The organism is Streptomyces sp. NPDC090106, assembly GCF_044747265.1.
Taxonomy (GTDB): domain Bacteria; phylum Actinomycetota; class Actinomycetes; order Streptomycetales; family Streptomycetaceae; genus Streptomyces.
In genome coordinates, this window is the sequence record NZ_JBIVDS010000003.1 from 636,980 (window position 1) to 651,355 (window position 14,376).

Here is a 14,376-nt window from a genome sequence, read left to right on the forward strand (position 1 = left end):
GTCCAGCGGTTCACACCGTTGGGAGGGGCACGCATGACGAACCAGGCAATCGAAGTCGACCTCGACAGTCTGCTCAGGCGGGCGTTACAGGCCACCGGCACGAGTGAGCTTTGGACGGCGGACGCGGAAGAGATGTGGTGCCGCGTCACCCCCAAGGCCGGAATGCGACGCCGGCAAGGCTGGAAACTGCATGTTTCCGCGACGGCCGCCTCGGCCCCGGAAGTCCTCGTAAGGGCCCTGGACGTCCTGCTGACCGAGGACTCGGTGTTCAAGTTCGTCCGGTCGCTCGAGCAGGTGGGCGCGCTCAACTCCCGTGCCACGCCGCGGGGGAACGCGGGCAAGTTCATCACCGTCTACCCGAACTCCGACGCCGACGCGGCACGGGTGGCGCTGGCCCTGCACAAGGCGACGGCGGGACTGGCCGGCCCCCGCATCCTGTCCGACCAGCCGTACGCCCCGCAGAGCCTGGTGCACTACCGCTACGGCGCCTTCGTGGGCCGGCGGCGGCTGTCGGACCAGGGACTGCTGGTGTGGTTCATCGAGGACCCTGACGGCAATCCCGTGGAGGACAAACGCACCGGGCAGTACGCACCGCCCCCGTGGGCCGTCAGCCCTTTCCCGGCCTCGGTGCCCCTGCCGCCGAAGCAGGAGCAGGCGAAGCGGAGTCCGGTGCTGCTCGGCGGGCGGTTCTCGGTCCGGGAAGCGATCCGCCACACCAACAAGGGCGGCGTCTACCGGGGCACCGATGTCATGACGGGCGGCCCCGTGGTCCTCAAGGAGGCCCGGCCGCACGTCGAGGGCGACGCGTCCGGCTCCGACATCCGCGACTGGCTGCGGTCCGAGGCCAGGACGCTGGAGCGGCTCAGGCACACGGGGCTGGCACCGGAGCCGCTCGCGATGTTCGAGACGGGCGGGCACCTGTTCCTCGCCCAGGAGGAAGTACCGGGTGTGCCCCTGCGTGTCTGGGTCGCCGAGCGCTTCCGTGACGTCGGCGGCGAACGCTACCGCGCCGACGCGCTCGCCCAGGTCTCCCGTCTGGTGGACCTGGTGTCGCAGGCCCACGCCCAAGGCTGCGTGCTGCGGGACTTCACCCCCGGCAACGTCATGGTCCGCCCCGACGGGGAACTGCGCCTCATCGACCTCGAACTGGCCGTCCTCGAAGGCGACACCGCACTCCCCACCAAGGTGGGCACACCGGGTTTCAGCGCCCCCGAACGTCTGCTGGACGCCCCCGTCTCGCCCACGGCCGACTACTACAGCCTCGGTGCCACCGTGTGCTTCGTGCTCTGCGGGAAGGTGCCGAACCTGCTGCCCGAGGAGCCCTCCGACCGGCCCGCCGAGCAGCGGTTCGCCGAGTGGCTGACCACCTGCGCCGGATCGCTGGGTCTGCCGGACCACCTGCCGGAGATGATCCTCGGGCTGATGAAGGACGATCCGCTCGAGCGCTGGGACTGCGCCAGGGCACGTGCGGCGCTCCGGGAGACGGACACCGGCCACGGGACGGAGCCGGCACCGCGCAAGGGCCGCGCCGCCCGGCCGTCCCGGGCGGCCAAGCCGAACGCCATGGCACCGGTCGAGGCCACCGTCGCCGGGATGGTGAACCATCTGGTCGACTCGATGACACCGGCCGACGAGGGCCGGCTGTGGCCCGTGTCCGTCATGGCGGGGGAGACCGACCCCTGCGTCGTCCAGCAGGGCGCGGCGGGTGTGCTGGCGGTCCTGACGCGGTACTTCGAGCTCACCGGCGACCGGCGGCTGCCGGAACTGATCTCCACCGCGGGCGACTGGATCGCCGCCCGGACCGACCCTCGGTCCATCCGCCCCGGACTGCACTTCGGCGGCAGGGGAATCGCCTGGGCGCTGTACGACGCCGGACGGGCGCTCGACGACCGCAGGCTCACGGAACACGCGCTGGCCCTGGCGCTGGCCCCGCTGGAGTCGACGCCCAGCCACGACATCACCCACGGCAGCGCGGGCAGCGGACTCGCCGCGGCCCACCTGTGGCACCGTACCGGCGATCCCCGCCTGGCCGAGCTGGTGGTCGACGCGGCGGACCGGCTGGTCGCCGCCGCGGAACCCGAGCCGTGCGGCGTGAGCTGGCCCGTCCCCGCGGAAGCCGTCTCCGAGGAGGCCGGCAAACGCTATCTCGGCTACGCGCACGGTTCGGCAGGCATCGGCTCCTTCCTGCTCACCGCCGCCGGGATCTCCGGCAGTCCACAGCACAGGGCGCTGGCCGTGGCGGCCGGAGAACACCTCGTGGCCCACGCCGTACGCGTCGGCCCGGCAGCCCAGTGGCCGGCCCAGGCCACGGACGTGCCCACGGCCCCGTACTGGTGCCACGGTTCGGCGGGCATCGGATCGTTCCTGGTCGGCCTCTGGCGAGCGACCGGGGACAAACGCTTCGAGGATCTCGCCCGCGGCGCCACCCACGCCGTGGCGGAACGCGCCTCACGCGCGGCCGTGGCCCAGTGTCACGGGCTGGCGGGCAACGGCGACTTCCTCCTCGACATGGCCGACGCCACCGGCGATCCCGCCTACCGCGTCATGGCCGAGGACCTGGCCCGCCTCATTGTCTTCGAACGCGCCCACCGCGCCGGCCACGTCGTCTTCCCCAACGAGTACGGGGACGTCTCGACGAGCTGGAGCGACGGCTCCGCGGGAATCCTCGCGTTCCTCCTGCGGACGCTCCACACAGACCCCCGGCTCTGGTCCGTCCAGCAGCCGGGTTGAGCGACAGAAAACCCTGTCGCCACCGCTCACAGAAGGAGAATGTCATGGAGAACCAGGCCCTCGAACTGCTGGCCCACCTGCACGCCCTTCCGGAGACCGACCCGGTCGACTTCGACGGAGCATCCTTCTCCGGCACGTGCGCGTGCGTCGGCGTGCTGACGCTGCTCAACACCGTCTGCGTGGGCGTCAGCTGCGCCTAGCCAAGTCCCTCCGGCCGGCGGCTGTCTCGGGCAGCCGCCGGCCGGAGCCAAGGCCGCTGCGGCCGGCAGCGCCCGCGCACGACACCCCGTAAGCGAGGACCCGATCATGCAGCCACCTGCCGGTGACCACGCTCGCCTCATCGCACCGCTCCTGACCGCCGCCCGCACGGGCCCCGACGCCGCGGAGCCCACCGGCCGACCGGTGTACGCCCTCCGCACACGCGGTCTGGTCAAGAGCTACCCCGGCCCGAACGGCACCACCACCCACGCCGTTCGAGGCCTGGACCTGGCCGTCCTCAAGGGCGAGACCTACGCCTTCCTCGGCCCCAACGGCGCCGGCAAGTCCACCACCATCTCCCTGCTGTGCGCCCTCGCCCGCCCCACCGCCGGACAGGCCACCGTCGCGGGCGCCGACGTCCGCGACAGGCCGGACGAGGTCCGCCGGCGGATCGGGATGCTCTTCCAGCACAGTGCCCTGGACCCGGACCTGACAGCCGAACAGAACCTGTACGTCCACGCCCGCCTCTACGGACTGCGCCGTCGCCATGCCCGCCTGCGTGCCACCGAGACCCTGGAGACGGTCGGGCTGGCGGACCGCCGCCGCTCCCCGGTACGCACCCTGTCCGGAGGCATGCGCCGCCGCCTCGAACTCGCCCGCGGCCTGCTGCACGCGCCCGAGATCCTCTTCCTGGACGAGCCGACCACCGGACTCGATCCACAGGCCCGCGCCCAGGTCTGGGACCACCTGCGCGCACTGCGCGACCGGCACGGCACCACGCTCTTCGTCACCACCCACTACCTGGAGGAGGCGGAGAACTGCGACCGGATCGGCATCATCGACCACGGCCGGATCGTGGCCGAGGGCACGCCCCTCGCGCTCAAAGCCGAGATCGGGGACGACCGCGTGACCCTGCGCACCGGCGACGACAGCGCGGCACGGCAGATCGTGCGCCGCACGGCACCGCCCGGCCTCACCGTCGACCTGGACGCCGAGGGTCTGTCCCTGCGCGTGCCCGACGGCAGCGCGTGGATTCCCCGGCTGTGCTCGGCCCTGGAGACCCACGGCATCGCGGTGCACGCCGCGTCCGCGACCCCGCCCACACTCGACGACGTCTTCTTCCACCACACCGGCCGCGGCATCCACACCCCGCCTCCCTACCCGGCACCGGCCGCCCCGGAGCAGGACGCGACCCCGCCCGCCACCGAGGAGGACCCGTGACCGCACCCGCCCTCCCGGCCGCGGACGTCGTCGGCGGTGAGCACGGGTGGGTCCTGCGCCACGAACTGCGCGCGGTCCACGCCCTGGTCCACCGCGATCTGCTGCGCCTGTCGGCCCAACGCACCCACACCGCCCTGATGCTGCTCCAGCCGGTGCTCTACCTCTTCCTCCTGGGCGGCGGTCTGGCCGCCCTGATCCCCGACTCCTCACTGGGCGTCGGCTACCAGGCCTACCTCTTCCCGGGGGTGCTGGTGATGACCGTGCAGGCCCCGGCCATCGTGGTCGGCGTCCGCCTGATCACCGACAGACAGAGCGGCTATCTCCGCGAACTCCTGATGGCACCGGTCAGCCGGTCCACCCTCCTGCTCGGAAGCTGCGCCGGCGGCACCATCGTCTCCACGGTCCAGGGCACCGTCCTGCTCACCCTGGCCGGCGCCGTCGGCCTGGCCTACGACCCGTTGCTGCTGGTGCTCCTTCTCGCCGGTACGTTGCTGGTCTCCTTCACCATCACGGCCCTGCTCCTGCTGCTGGCCGTAGGCCTCGAGCGGCCCGAGAACTTCCACATGCTGCTCGGCCTGGTGATGATGCCGCTGCTGTTCCTCTCCGGCGGCTTCTTCCCGCTGGAGAACCTGCCCGGCTGGGCCCACACGCTGGCCGCAGCCAATCCGCTCGCCTACGGAGTGGACCTGCTCCGGCGGTGCATGGAACTCCGGGTACCGGACCGGGCGGCCGGGGTGGGGATCGAGTGGTCGGGATGGCAGCCGCCCGTGTTCCTGGAAGGCACCCTGCTGCTCGCCCTCGGGGCGGTGGCCCTGCTCTGGGCAGCCCGCCTCTTCAGCCGTCCCGAATGAGAACGGACGAGGCAACTCCCCAACCATACAGTTGACTTGACGCTCCATCAGTTCTTGTCGGCGCGCCAAATGATCGACCGGCACGCGATATTGCCCGGTGCAAGAGACGGTGGCACCATCGAGAAGACATTTGCCCTGACGGCAGTGAGGTGTTCATGAGACGCACACGACGCCTGATGGCTCACCTGGTGGGCCGGAAGCGGGTCAGCGGACGCTACATCTACTGGCCCTACCACGCCCGCTAGCCCTACCTGTTCAGCGCCAACGGCGATCGCAGGATCTCTCACGAGGGATCCTGCGATCCACACGGGAAGGGCACATGGCGTACCGGGAGAAGCGCAGCTGGCCGCCGGGCCCACGCGGGCACTGGCTTACGGGCAACACCCGCGCGTACGAATCCGACCGGATCGGGTTCCTGCGCCGCTGCCATCGCGAGTACGGAGACGTCTTCTCCTACGACGAGCACACCCTGTTCGTCATCGACCCCCAGCTCACGCATGAAGCGCTCACGGGCACCGGCGACACGTTCGTGACCGAACTCGCTCCTTTCGACATGCGACGCGACCTCGACCGGGCCACCGAACACGCCACCTCCTGGCTGCCCGAACGCCGGGCCGCGTGGCCGGGGCTCAACCGGACGGCGGTGGCCAGGACCGACGACCTGACCGTGAAGGTGCTCGAAGCCGTCATCGCCGACGGAGCCGGCCGCGAGGTCGACGTCCTCTCCACGATGCGGACGCTCACCGCCCGGACGATCGCCGAATACTGCTTCGGCGCGGACCACAGCGGCGTCACCGAGCTGCTCCACGAGACCGTCCGCGCCACCCAGGCCTTCGCCGAGGCGTCCCACGAGTTCCCCGCGTGGCTGCCGCTGCCCCGCCACCGCCGCTTCTTCCGCACCTACCGGCGGATGGCCGAGACCCTGACCGCCCTGGTCGTGGAGCGCAGCGGATCGGCGTCCGGCACGCCCGGCAGCGACCTGCTCGGATTCCTCCTCGCCGGCGAGCCGTCCCCGCCCGTCGACACCGTGGTGTCGACGCTGCACAGCGTCCTCATGGGCGGCCACGGCGTCCCCGCGGCGGCCCTCACCTCCGTCGTGTGGGAACTCGCCCGCCGTCCTCGGCTCGTGCACGACCTCCGTGACGAGGCGGACGGACCGGCGGAGGGTGGCACCCCGCTGGCCGAAGCCGTGGTCCGGGAGACGCTGCGGCTGTACCCGCCCGCATGGCTCATGACACGGACCGCCGCCAAGGAGAGCACCCTTGCGAAGTGGTCGCTCAGCCCCGGCGACGACGTACTGCTCAACGCCTACCTGATCCATCGTGACCCTCGCTGGTGGCCCCGGCCGGACGAGTTCGACCCCACCCGGTGGCTGGACGGACGAGCGGCCCCCGGACCCGCCTACCTCCCCTTCGGTGCCGGACCGCGAGTGTGCCTGGGCGCCGCGTTGACGATGCGACAACTGACGCTCACCACTTCGTGGTTGGCGCGCCACTTCACCATCGAGTCGCCGAACGCGCAGTCGGTGACGGTGGAGTTCGTCGACCGGCTGGCCCCCGCGCACCTGCGCGCCCGCTTCGTGCCGACCGGCTGAGAAGAACTGCCTGGGGCATGCCGAACCGCCGGTACCTGACCATCAGGGCCCCCGCCCGATGGACCCGCCGACGACCAGCCCTGAAATGGGCTATCGCCTCGGCGACAGCGCGGCGGGTGGCGCGTTCCCGGCCGGTGAAGCGCATCGCGACGATCCTCTTGTGCACCATGTGCGCGCGGATCTTGCCGTAGGAGGGGACCACCAGTTCCTGGCGCGACCCGAAGCGCGCGAGCAACCACAACGGACCCGCACCCGACAGCGGACCTCCACCCCCACAAACGCCCGCGGCGCGCCGGAGCCCGGCGCGGACGCCAGGTCGACGCCGGCCACTGGCCGACCCATCTGCGGCGCGCCTGCGCTCCTGTCGCGTCAGGGGCTGCTCTTCTCTGAGCAGGTGGGCTGCGATGATGGTGGCTATGTCTGCTGGTGAGCCGAAGGTGTCCGCGTCGTCGGGTGGGTATGCGAAGGGGCGTGCGCGCCGGGAGCAGATCGTGGCGCTGGCCGCCGAGGCGTACGGCGATGTCGGATATCACGGTGCTTCGCTGCGGGAGATCGCGAAGCGGGCCGGGATCAGCCATGTGGGGCTGCTGTACTACTTCCCCAACCGCGAGGCGCTGTTGGCCGCGGTGCTGGAGCGGCGTGACGAGCAGGACTCGGCGCTGCTCGCACCGCGGGTGTCCTCGCCCCGGGCGGTGGTGCAGCATCTGTTGGATCTCGCCGAGCACAACGCCCGTCACGCGGGGATGGTCGATCTGTATGTGAGGCTGGCCGCGGAGGCGGTCGCCGAGGACCATCCGGCGCACAGCTACTTCGTGGAGCACTACGCGTCGACGCGGGCGTATGTGCAGCGTGCGCTAGGGGAGTTGGCGGAGCAGGGGATGCTGCGCGAGGGGGTCGACGCCCAGGCCGCCGCGGCGGGTTTCGTGGCGTTGATGGACGGGCTGCAGGTGCAGTGGCTGACCAGTCCCGGTGAGGTGGACATGGCCGGGGTTCTGCGGGCGTATGTGCAGCAGCTTCTCAGGGAGCCTTTGCAGTAGCGCGACGCAGCCGGTGCAGGAGGAGCAGTGCGACGGCTGCGGTTGCCAGGTCGCCGGCTGCCAGCGCGGCCCACACACCACCGGTTCCCAGCCGGCCCAGTGCCACGACCAGCGGGATCTTGATCAGGAGCAGGGCTCCGATGGAGATGAGGTAGGCGGGTGCGGGTCTGCCCAGGGACTGGGCGTAGGCCGCCACCAGTGGCCCGAGGCCGGCGACGGTCAGGCCGATGGCGATCACGGGCAGTGCCTGTCCGGCGGTGGTGATGGTGGCGGGGTCGTTGAGGAACAGTCCGGCCAGAGGCTCGGCCAGCAGGGCGAGGATCGCGGCGGTGAGGAGCCCGTACAGCACTGAGGACAGCAGGGCGAGGTTGCGGGCGCGCAGGGCGCGGCCGGTCAGGCCCCGGCCGCTGTTGTAGCCGACGATGGGTTGCAGTCCCTGGCTGATGCCGGTGTGGGGCATCATCACGAAGGTCTGCAGGCGGGCGCAGACGGCGTAGGCGGCCAGCGCCGTCGCTGATCCGGTGGCCGCGAGGGTGGCGTTGACCAGGACCGCCAGAAGCGTGACGCCGGTCCCGGCCAGGAACGAGGGCAGACCGATACCGAGCAGGGCCCGCAGCGTCGGCCCGTGGGGCAGCAGATCCCTGGGCGTGATGCGGTAGGGGCGCTGCCGCTGCGCGAAGAAGAACCACAGGCTCATCGCCGCGGAGACGGCCTGCCCGCCGACGGTGCCCAGGGCCGCGCCCCGCACCCCCATGCCGAGGCCGAAGATCAGCAGCGGGTCGAGGGCGATCTGGACGGCGACGGGCACGAGCCACAGCAGCGTCGAGTAGCCCATCCTGCCCTCGGCGCGCACCAGGCTGGAGAAGCCGGTGGAGACCAGTGCGCCGCTGAGCAGCACGACGGCGTAGGGACGAGCGCTCGCCTGCAGGTCGCCCCGGGCGCCGAGCAGGTCGAGCAGGGGGTCCAGGAAGGCGAGTCCGAGCACGGTGGTGGCCGCCGCGCAGAGCCAGAACAGGGTGAAGGAGTTGCCCGCGGCGCGGGCGGCTGCCTGCCGGTCCCCGGCGCCCAGCGCGCGGGAGACCAGCGAGGCGCCGCCCGCACCGACGGTGGTGGACACCGCCCCGAGCAGCAGCAGGAGCGGGGCGACCAGGTTGACCGCGGCCATCGCGGTGTCGCCCACGCCGTGCCCGACGAACCAGGCGTTGGTCAGGGCGTAGATGCCGTAGACGCCGACAGCGGCCGTGGTCTGGGTGCAGGCACGCCACAGCAGTCGGCCCACCGGTTCGGTGCCCAGCCGGGTGGTGTGGTCCACGACTGCCGCGGGAGCGGTGTCCTGGCGTGTCACGGGCGGGTACGCCCCAGCAGCGCCATCGTCTCGTCCAGGCGGGGACGGGCCCAGTCGTACTGCTGGGTGTCGGTGTGCCCGCGGTACACGGTCTCGATGACCATGATCAGCATCAGGTGGAGGCAGTACAGGCGGCGGCGGACCTGCTCGTTGGCGCTCAGCTCCGTGTGACCGTAGCCGCGCATGAAGGGAGTCGGGTCACCGAAGTCGGGCAACTGGCTGCCGACGAAGCCCGCCTCCATCAGCGGGTCCCCGAACAGGGCACGCTCGTGGTCGATGATGCACACGATCTTGCCGTCGCGGACCATGACGTTGCTGTCCCACAGGTCCCACTCGACCAGACGCGGCTCGGTCACCTCGTCCAGACTGCCGGCGTGCGCGGCGACCACCTCCCGCACGGTGTCGTACTCCCAGCCGATGTCCACGCCACGGCGCTCCCCGTCGGCCAGGACGTCTTCGACGATGCCGGTGAAGACGTGCCGCCAGCTCGGGTGACGGGGCCCGGCGAGCGGACCGAACCCCTCGCCGCGTATCGAGTTGATCTCACGGTTGGCCGCACCGAGCTGCTCCATGTAGGCCTCGCGTTCGACGGCGGGCAGCTGCGCGGAGACGATGCCGAGGTTGTCGGCGTCGACGTACGGCATGAAGAAGTAGTCCGCGTCGCACAGCTCACGGCTCTGGTCGGCGAAGTCGACCGGCGGGACCGGCACCGAAGTGTGCGTCCGCAGCATCTCCAGCGTGCGCAGCTCGATCGACATCGCACCCCGCTCGTACGCCATCACCTCGACCTGCGGCGGCGGGGCGATCTTCAGGACGACCTCGGCGCCGTCACGCAGGCGGATGCGGTAGGCGACGTTGAACCAGCCGTGCCCCAGCTCGCTCACCCACCCGTCCCCGGCCGGCACCCGGTCCGCTCCGTAGGCGCGCTCGATCATGGCCTTCAGCGTTTCGGGCGACTGCCTGTTCTTGGTGATGCTCTCCACGTCGTTCCTCTCATGGGCGGTTCTCGCGGCGGGCCGAAGACCTCCGACTCGTGCGTGCCGCGACGAGGCGCGGGCCCCCTGCCGTAAATACTTAACATGTGGTAGAAATCTTGACCAGGGGCAGGTGGACGTTTGTCGACGTGCGAAGCCAAGTGCCCTGAGCGGGGCGGGTGACATGCGCTCGCCCGTCCGGCGGGCCGGGCGGCACGGTGCCTCGCGTCCGTCCCCCACCGGGGTCCGTCGAGCACCCACAGACTGCTCGTGCGGCGCAGAGCCTGACCCTCTGTGCCGCACGGGCTCTGCCCGATCCGGTCGATCCCGGAGCGCTCAGGCGCCCCGGTGTGACGGAACAGAGGGCACCTGTGCCGCAACCGTCTTACGCCACCGGAAAATGGTGGCTACTCTGCCACCATGACCGTCACCACCATGACTCTGCGCATCCCCGACGACCTGGCCCCCTCGATCCGGGCGGCTGCCGCGGATGCCGGGCTGAGCGTGAACGCCTACGTGGTGCGCGCCGCGCGCCGCGCCGCCACCCTCGACGCCGGCCGGCACCTCGCCGCGCTCGGTCTCGGCGACGACCTGGCGGGCGAGGGCGACACCCTGTGATGAACCGCGGTGAGGTCTGGACGCTGGCCGACGGCCGCAACGTCCTGGTCATCAGCCTGACCGGCCTGGAGGAGACCTACGGCGCGGTGCTCGTGATCGTCCTGCACGACAGCGGGCGTTACCCGGACACGGCCATGTCGGTGGTGATCGGTGACCCGCTTCCGTGCACCGCCGTCGCCGTCAACATCGCCCAGCTGAGGGTCAACCGGTTCGAAGGTGCCAAGCTCCTCGGCCCCGTCGACCCCGCAGTCCTGGCCCGCGTGGACCAGGCTCTGCGCGCCGTCCAAGACCTCTAGCCGACCGGCCCAGGAGCATCCACTGGCCGCGTTTCCCGCCTGGCCCTCCCCGCGGGACGGTCGGCCGCGCTCTACCGAGTTCTGCCCCCTCTCATGCCCCATCCCCTTCGTCGTGGGCAGCGGAGCCGACGGCTGGGAGGGACTCCCGGGCGGCTCCCGCACCGCACCGCACCGCTCGACACGGAGATCCTGATCGCGGTGAACGCCAACTCGCCCTGCTGTCCGCCGAGTGCACGGGGAGGGGATCGTCTGGCCCTCGCTCCTGCAGCCCGCCGTTCCCGGCCTGCACGCCGATCGCCGGATCGCCGTGGTGGCCGGCGGGGACTCCATGTTCTATGGCATCGGGCGCACCCTCACCCGAGGTGCACGGCCCCGTGCGGGTCCTGCCGCATCCCTCGTAGTCGCCGGAGCGTGAGCGGCACTCCTGCCGACAGGCGTGCGGGGCCGCCATCCGTCAGCTGTCGACGGCCGCCCCGGAAGACTGCTCCGAAGGCGGCGCGAACCGCATGGGCGTGATCTGTTTGACGTCGTACCGGCTGCGCATGCGCTGCACCGCCTCGGCGTCCACGGCCCGGCCGGTCGACCAGATCTCGGCGATCTCCTCGAAGTAGTGCTCGTGCTCGGGCGAGGGATAGCACTGGAACAGCATGCGGACGGGTTCGTCGGTGGCGTTGCGGAACGCGTGCGGGGTGTCCGGCGGCACGAACATGCTGCTGCCCGCGCCTGCCCGGACGACGCGCTCCCCGTCGACGGACTCCCATCCGAGCCAGTCGTCCCCCGTGCGTTCGGTCGGTTCGAAGGCCAGCAGTTCCAGCTCGCCTTCGAGGATGTAGAAGAACTCCTGCGACTGCTCGTGGAAGTGCGCGCCGGTGTCGAATCCCGGAGGCACGACCACCTCGAAGATCGACACGTCGGAACCCTGCGCCTCGCCTGCCTTGAACGTCACCTCTTGCGCCTTGGTGACCAGCTTTCGTCCCTGCCCCGGCAGCACTATGAGGTCGCCCATGCGATCAACTCCTTGATCGGACTAGTTATTGCAGATGGTGAGTTATTGCAAGGAATATGCAATAGATGTCACGCTAGGGATCTGGGCTTGAGGATCGGTCGAAGGCCGGGTCAGCTCCGCCCCACGACGGCACCCGCGCGGTCGATGCAGAGGACGTCGACGGCGACCGGCGCTCCCCGCAGCACGGCCAGAGCCTCGTCGCGGGCGATGCCGGCGGGTCCTGGGCGTGGGAGACCAGCGCGCGGCGTACCCCTGCCACGGCCGCCCGGTGCCACGCGGCAGAATGCCGCAGCAACCAGGCATCCCCTCCACGCGCCATCTGCGCATCAGCCCGCGCGCCGGCCGCGTGCCCCACCCCGGCTGGTCACCTCCAGCCCTCAGCCGTACGAGGTGGCCGCCCGGCAGCGGTTGTGGGCCGTCTCCGAAAGCCTCACCTGCATGGCGTTCAGGAGGTGCCGACTCGTCCGGGGCTCCGCTCGCCCCGGTGGCAGCGAAACGCCGAGCCTCACCCTCCGGCGCTCGTCCGACAGGTCTTGGAGCGTTGGCGTTCCCTGCCCGTGCGCCGCAGCGATTAGCGAGTAAACGCCAAGACCCCCGTCGCGACGGGGGCCTTGAAGTGAAACATGAAGTCGTTAGGCAGCCTTGGCCTTCGCGTAGGCATCCTTGATCTCTGCCGGAACGCGACCCCGGTCGTTTACCTCGAAGCCATTTTCCTTGGCCCATGCGCGGATCTGCGCAGTGTCGCCGTTGGAAGCTCCAGCCGACGACGAACTTCCTCGCCTGCTGCCGCGAGCCTGGCTTGTCTTCCTGCCCTTTTCGAGGTACGGCTCCAATGCCTTGCGCAGGCTGGTCGCGTTCTTGTCGCTCAGGTCGATTTCGTACGTCTTGCCGTCCAAGGCGAACACGACCGTCTCGGAAGCCTCGGACCCGTCGAGGTCATCGAGCAGCTGGATAATGGTTTGCTGTGCCATCGCCGGTTCGTCCTTCGGGTTCAAAGCGGAAGGGGTGCCTACTGCGCTGATTCTTGCAGTGTGTCGACCGCCGATGCAACGCCGCTCGGACCCGCAATTCGCCAATGCGGCCGCAGTATTGGGTCCGCCAGCTCCAAACATCGCAGCCGTCGCCTGATTTGAGCATGCAATCGTCCTCGGGATGCACAGTGGGCCTGCCTGGAACCGTTGTTGTCCCAGCGCAAGAAGACGAGTCAGCCGCAGGTGCGTAAGCGGCGATAGCTGATCGACGGCAGACCGTTCAGCGCCTGCACTGGCGTCCCGTGGCGGGATGGGCTGGAACATCATGGGCGGTGGAATCGGATACTGGAACGCACAGAACGACTCCCGCATCGCGAGCCACAGCGCGGCCTCGACCTGCGACTCCCCGAGCATCCTGGCAGTTCCTCAGCGGGCCGCAATCGCTGCTCTGGTGCTGGAAGTTCCGTCTGGCTGCGCTCCTCCACCTGCTGGAACTGTCCTTGGCGTAGATCTGTTCGTCCGTCGGCACCGAAATCGTTGCCACCGGTCCCGCCCTCTGCGGGCGTTCACCCGGAACAGTTCACTGTGTGCTACGTCTGCGGACTCTGATTGACTGATGTCGGTGCTGTTCGCATGGCAGATGGCCTTGGGCATTGATAGCGGTTGTGGGTGAGGTACGCGCAAGGCGGCGGACTGACCGACGCCGAGAGGACCTGCGGGAGCGAGTAAGGCTCCAGGCCGTGGAGCCTTACGAGGGCGGGACCGATCCTGTGGGTCCGGGAATATGTCCGCCTACACCCGAGGGCCGGAATGTGCGAGTTCATCCCTGTGAACACCGAGCGGCTCACCCTGTTCCAGCTGCCCACCTGTGCACCGGACCCCAACCCGACCGACGGCGTCTGTTCGCTGTTCAAGCGTGACATCGGCAACCTCACTACGGCAGACCTCGTCCAGATCACCCGTGCCGTGAAGAGCGAACCAAAGATACTGCCGTACCGGCCGGAGGCCATCGACGGCTGCCTCGCCGCAACCGACCCGGAACCGACCTGGACCTGGACCGGTGAGCGTCGGGTCGGCGTCCCCGAGATGAGAGTGGTCGAAGCCTAAAGCTGCTGGTCAGCTACGGTGGCGGCATGACCGACAGCCTGCCCGTGGACGTAGCCGACGTGCTCGACCTCGTCCTGAACCCGGACGAGCCTGTTCACGCGGTCCTCCGACGGCAGGTGCCCCGACTCAGGGTGCAATCCCGCTGCGAGTGCGGTTGCGGTACTGCCTACTTCGACCTCGACACCGACGCGGTGGAGCCCGCGCCAACGGGCCCCGGCACCGTCGTTGCTGCCGGCGCACAGCTGCTCACCGAAACCGGCGAGTGCCCGGGCGAGATCCTGGTCTTCGCGCAAGCCGGCTACCTGTCATGGCTGGAGGTCTGCTCTTGGAGCGACGACACCGAGGTGACCCTCGCCGTGGCGCGGCGCTGGCTACAGCCGTCGTCATAGACCCGAGCCGGTAACAGACGGCGGTCTCGAACCCTGACG

14 protein-coding genes are annotated in these 14,376 nt (G+C 70.2%); 10 read left to right on the top strand and 4 right to left on the bottom strand.

Annotated elements, in window-relative coordinates:
* Positions 1-33 precede the first annotated feature (33 nt).
* The 6 genes from lanL to ACIPSE_RS12785 all read left to right on the top strand — a co-directional run bounded on the left by lanL (position 34) and on the right by ACIPSE_RS12785 (position 7,631).
* A complete protein-coding gene (gene lanL / locus ACIPSE_RS12760) occupies positions 34-2,730 on the top strand; it encodes a class IV lanthionine synthetase LanL (RefSeq protein ID WP_401661259.1) in 2,697 nt (898 codons plus the stop codon).
* 44 nt (positions 2,731-2,774) lie between these two features.
* A complete protein-coding gene (locus tag ACIPSE_RS12765) occupies positions 2,775-2,930 on the top strand; it encodes a VenA family class IV lanthipeptide (protein WP_192582752.1) in 156 nt (51 codons plus the stop codon).
* A 106-nt stretch (positions 2,931-3,036) separates the two neighbouring features.
* Positions 3,037-4,149: an ATP-binding cassette domain-containing protein gene (locus tag ACIPSE_RS12770; RefSeq protein ID WP_401661262.1), complete on the top strand. Its 1,113-nt coding sequence runs from the start codon at positions 3,037-3,039 to the stop codon at positions 4,147-4,149.
* A complete protein-coding gene (locus ACIPSE_RS12775) occupies positions 4,146-5,000 on the top strand; it encodes an ABC transporter permease (RefSeq protein WP_401661265.1) in 855 nt (284 codons plus the stop codon). Before ACIPSE_RS12770 ends, ACIPSE_RS12775 begins: the two co-directional genes overlap by 4 nt.
* 319 nt (positions 5,001-5,319) lie before the next feature.
* Positions 5,320-6,594 (top strand): cytochrome P450, encoded by a 1,275-nt coding sequence (locus tag ACIPSE_RS12780; protein ID WP_401661268.1) that lies wholly within the window; start codon positions 5,320-5,322, stop codon positions 6,592-6,594.
* Between the two features lie 416 nt (positions 6,595-7,010).
* Positions 7,011-7,631, top strand: coding sequence for a TetR/AcrR family transcriptional regulator (locus tag ACIPSE_RS12785; RefSeq protein ID WP_401661270.1), 621 nt, complete (start codon positions 7,011-7,013; stop codon positions 7,629-7,631).
* Here ACIPSE_RS12785 and ACIPSE_RS12790 read toward each other — a convergent pair.
* Together ACIPSE_RS12790 and ACIPSE_RS12795 are read right to left on the bottom strand one after the other, a co-directional pair.
* Positions 7,612-8,976 (bottom strand): MATE family efflux transporter, encoded by a 1,365-nt coding sequence (locus tag ACIPSE_RS12790; RefSeq protein WP_401661272.1) that lies wholly within the window; start codon positions 8,974-8,976, stop codon positions 7,612-7,614. The two genes, ACIPSE_RS12785 and ACIPSE_RS12790, sit on opposite strands and share 20 nt — an antisense overlap.
* Complete coding sequence (locus ACIPSE_RS12795; protein WP_401661274.1) at positions 8,973-9,959, bottom strand: phosphotransferase family protein; 987 nt, start codon at positions 9,957-9,959, stop codon at positions 8,973-8,975. Before ACIPSE_RS12795 ends, ACIPSE_RS12790 begins: the two co-directional genes overlap by 4 nt.
* A 411-nt stretch (positions 9,960-10,370) precedes the next feature.
* Here ACIPSE_RS12795 and ACIPSE_RS12800 point away from each other — a divergent pair, with 411 nt between their 5' ends.
* Both ACIPSE_RS12800 and ACIPSE_RS12805 read left to right on the top strand, forming a co-directional pair.
* Entirely contained in the window at positions 10,371-10,568 is a 198-nt protein-coding gene (locus tag ACIPSE_RS12800) for a toxin-antitoxin system HicB family antitoxin (RefSeq protein WP_401661277.1), read from the top strand.
* Positions 10,568-10,864, top strand: a complete 297-nt coding sequence (locus tag ACIPSE_RS12805; protein ID WP_401661279.1) for a hypothetical protein — start codon at positions 10,568-10,570, stop codon at positions 10,862-10,864. The genes ACIPSE_RS12800 and ACIPSE_RS12805 overlap by 1 nt, the downstream gene beginning before the upstream one ends.
* Positions 10,865-11,318: 454 nt before the next feature.
* Here ACIPSE_RS12805 and ACIPSE_RS12810 read toward each other — a convergent pair whose 3' ends face one another.
* Positions 11,319-11,870, bottom strand: coding sequence for a cupin domain-containing protein (locus ACIPSE_RS12810; RefSeq protein WP_401661282.1), 552 nt, complete (start codon positions 11,868-11,870; stop codon positions 11,319-11,321).
* Positions 11,871-12,502: 632 nt separating this feature from the next.
* Positions 12,503-12,841 carry an Lsr2 family protein gene (locus ACIPSE_RS12815; RefSeq protein WP_401661284.1) on the bottom strand — a complete coding sequence of 113 codons (339 nt, stop codon included), beginning with the start codon at positions 12,839-12,841 and terminating at the stop codon, positions 12,503-12,505.
* Between the two features lie 810 nt (positions 12,842-13,651).
* On the opposite strand from ACIPSE_RS12815, the gene ACIPSE_RS12820 reads away from it, so the two are divergent.
* Positions 13,652-13,948, top strand: coding sequence for a hypothetical protein (locus ACIPSE_RS12820; RefSeq protein ID WP_401661286.1), 297 nt, complete (start codon positions 13,652-13,654; stop codon positions 13,946-13,948).
* A gap of 26 nt (positions 13,949-13,974) precedes the next feature.
* A complete protein-coding gene (locus ACIPSE_RS12825; protein WP_401661288.1) occupies positions 13,975-14,337 on the top strand; it encodes a hypothetical protein in 363 nt (120 codons plus the stop codon).
* Positions 14,338-14,376: the final 39 nt, after the last annotated feature.

Excerpts from the sequence above, each read along its gene's own strand:
- ACIPSE_RS12815 (WP_401661284.1), bottom strand. The coding sequence starts at position 12,841 with ATGGCACAGCAAACCATTATCCAGCTGCTCGATGACCTCGACGGGTCC.
- ACIPSE_RS12780 (WP_401661268.1), top strand. The coding sequence starts at position 5,320 with ATGGCGTACCGGGAGAAGCGCAGCTGGCCGCCGGGCCCACGCGGGCAC.
- lanL (WP_401661259.1), top strand. The coding sequence starts at position 34 with ATGACGAACCAGGCAATCGAAGTCGACCTCGACAGTCTGCTCAGGCGG.
- ACIPSE_RS12810 (WP_401661282.1), bottom strand. The coding sequence starts at position 11,870 with ATGGGCGACCTCATAGTGCTGCCGGGGCAGGGACGAAAGCTGGTCACC.
- ACIPSE_RS12800 (WP_401661277.1), top strand. The coding sequence starts at position 10,371 with ATGACCGTCACCACCATGACTCTGCGCATCCCCGACGACCTGGCCCCC.
- ACIPSE_RS12820 (WP_401661286.1), top strand. The coding sequence starts at position 13,652 with ATGTGCGAGTTCATCCCTGTGAACACCGAGCGGCTCACCCTGTTCCAG.
- ACIPSE_RS12770 (WP_401661262.1), top strand. The coding sequence starts at position 3,037 with ATGCAGCCACCTGCCGGTGACCACGCTCGCCTCATCGCACCGCTCCTG.
- ACIPSE_RS12785 (WP_401661270.1), top strand. The coding sequence starts at position 7,011 with ATGTCTGCTGGTGAGCCGAAGGTGTCCGCGTCGTCGGGTGGGTATGCG.
- ACIPSE_RS12825 (WP_401661288.1), top strand. The coding sequence starts at position 13,975 with ATGACCGACAGCCTGCCCGTGGACGTAGCCGACGTGCTCGACCTCGTC.
- ACIPSE_RS12805 (WP_401661279.1), top strand. The coding sequence starts at position 10,568 with ATGAACCGCGGTGAGGTCTGGACGCTGGCCGACGGCCGCAACGTCCTG.
- ACIPSE_RS12765 (WP_192582752.1), top strand. The coding sequence starts at position 2,775 with ATGGAGAACCAGGCCCTCGAACTGCTGGCCCACCTGCACGCCCTTCCG.